General features: G+C 69.9%; 2 protein-coding genes. Both read left to right on the forward strand.

All coding sequences use genetic code 11. The annotated features are described in order from the left end of the window. Positions 1–1832: Hsp70 family protein (locus tag D7X96_RS38815; protein WP_121771983.1), on the forward strand; the 1832-nt coding region annotated here is incomplete at its 5' end. A gap of 113 nt (positions 1833–1945) precedes the next feature. Continuing rightward, positions 1946–2267: AMP-binding protein (locus D7X96_RS38820; RefSeq protein WP_244219881.1), on the forward strand; the 322-nt coding region annotated here is incomplete at its 3' end.

Consider the following 2267-nt stretch of genomic DNA (forward strand, 5'->3'; position numbering starts at 1 on the left):
CCCCTGCCCTGCCCCCGGCCATCTCGGAGGCCAACGCCCCGGCCCGGATGGACGCCCCGGCCGCGCCCGCGCTGGAGATGGTGACGGATGCGTCACTGGGGCTGACCATCGACGAGCCTCCCCGGACGGGGCCGGTCATCGGCATCGACCTGGGGACGACGAACTCGTGCGCCGCGTTCGTGCGCGGCAACAAGCCCGGGGTGCTGCCCAGCCGCGAGGGCCACAACACGGTGCCCTCCATCCTCGCGTTCAACCAGCGCGGCAGGCTGGTGGTGGGCCACCCCGCGAAGGGGCAGATGCTCACCAACCCCCGCCAGACGGTGTACGGCGCCAAGCGGCTGGTGGGCCGGCCGTACGCGTCGCCCATCGTGGGGCAGATCAAAGGCCGCTTCCACTACGAGATCGCCGCGGGCCAGAACGGCGAGGCGGCGGTGCGGTTGGGTGACCGCATCTATTCGCTCCAGCAGATCTCCGCGCTGATCCTGCGCGAGGTGCGCGAGGTGGCGCAGAACCAGCTGGGGCAGCAGATTTCGCGGGCGGTCATCACGGTGCCCGCCTACTACAACGACAACCAGCGGCACGCGGTGCGCGAGGCGGGCAAGCTCGCGGGCCTGTACGTGGAGCGCATCCTCAACGAGCCCACCGCGGCGGCGCTGGCGTACGGCTACGGCAAGAAGCTCAACCAGCGCGTGCTGGTGTACGACCTGGGCGGCGGCACGTTCGACGCGTCGGTGCTGGAGCTGCACGACACGGTCTACGAAGTGATTTCGACCGGCGGCGACACGTTCCTGGGCGGCATCGACTTCGACAACGCCATCGTGGAGTACCTCCTCCAGGAGTTCGAGCGGCAGACGGGCCGCGCGTTCCAGGGGGACCGGGTGGCCCTGCAGCGCATCAACGACGCGGCGGAGCGGGCCAAGTGCGCCCTCTCCGAGCGCTCCGAGATGCGGGTGCACGTGGCCTTCGTCACGATGATCGACAACAAGCCGTATGACCTGGACGTCACGCTCACGCGGCAGAAGTTGATCGCCCTGACGGAGGGGCTGGTGGACCGCACGGTCCAGGTCTGCGAGGAGGTGCTCCAGGCCAAGGGGCTGAAGCCCACGGACATCGACGAGGTGATTCTGGTCGGTGGTCAGAGCCGCTTCCCGCTGGTGCACGAGAAGATCACGAAGTTCTTCGGCAGGCCGCCCAGCAAGGGCGTGCACCCGGACGAGGCCGTGGCGCTGGGCGCGGCGCTGCTGGCGCACAGCCTGGGGCAGCTGGAAGGCGTGGTGCTCATCGACGTGCTGCCCATGGCCATTGGCGTGGCGCTGCCGGGTGGGCGCTTCAAGCCGGTGCTGGAGCGCAACGTGTCGCTGCCGGCGGCCAAGACCTACACGCTGTCCACGCACCGGGACGGGCAGACGGAGCTGGAGCTCACGGTGTTCCAGGGTGACTCCGAGCGCGCGCAGGACAACGAGTACCTGGGCACGCTGCGGCTCGCGGGTCTGCCGAAGAAGCCTCGGGGCGCGGTGCAGGTGACGGTGACCTTCGAGGTGAACAACGAGTCACTGCTGAAGGTGACCGCCAAGGAAGGCACCACGGGGCGCGAGGTGGTCAGCACGTTCACCACCCGGGACACGCCGGAGGCGGTGAAGGCCCGGCTGGCGCAGGAGGAGGCCGCGCAGGCGCCGGTGCCTCCGGTGGTGACGCCGGGGAACGCGGCTCCGGCGACGCGCAAGGTGGCGGCGTCCGCTCCAGTCGTCACGGAGGAGGCCCCGGATGCCGCCGTCGTGTCCAGGCAGAAAGGTTTCATGGGGTGGTTGAAGGGGCTGTTCGGCCGCGCGTGACTTGACGGCGTGTCCGGGCCTCCTGTGATTCGTCACCGGGAGCGCCTACGGGATTGAGCATCCGGGCTGCTATGAAGTGTCGAAATTTTTCGACACCTGGACGGCCTCCCCCCGTGACCGACCTCGCCCCCCGAAGCCTCTCTGGCTTGTTGCTGACCCTTGCCCAGGGGTCTTCCGCCCAAGCGCCGCTGTACACCTTCCTGGGAGACGACGGAGAGGAGAGCGTCTGGAGCGCGTCGGAGCTGGACGTGCGCGCGCGGCGGATTGCATCCGCGCTGCGTGAGCGTGGCGCCGTGGGCGAGCGCGTGCTGCTGCTGTACCCGCCGGGGCTGGACTACATCGCCGGGTTCTTCGGCTGCCTGTATGCCGGGGCGGTGGCGGTGCCCGCGTATCCGCCGGACCCGATGCGGCTGGAGCGCACCCTGCCCCGGCTGC

Origin of the sequence: Corallococcus interemptor (genome assembly GCF_003668875.1) — a bacterium.
Lineage (GTDB): Bacteria > Myxococcota > Myxococcia > Myxococcales > Myxococcaceae > Corallococcus > Corallococcus interemptor.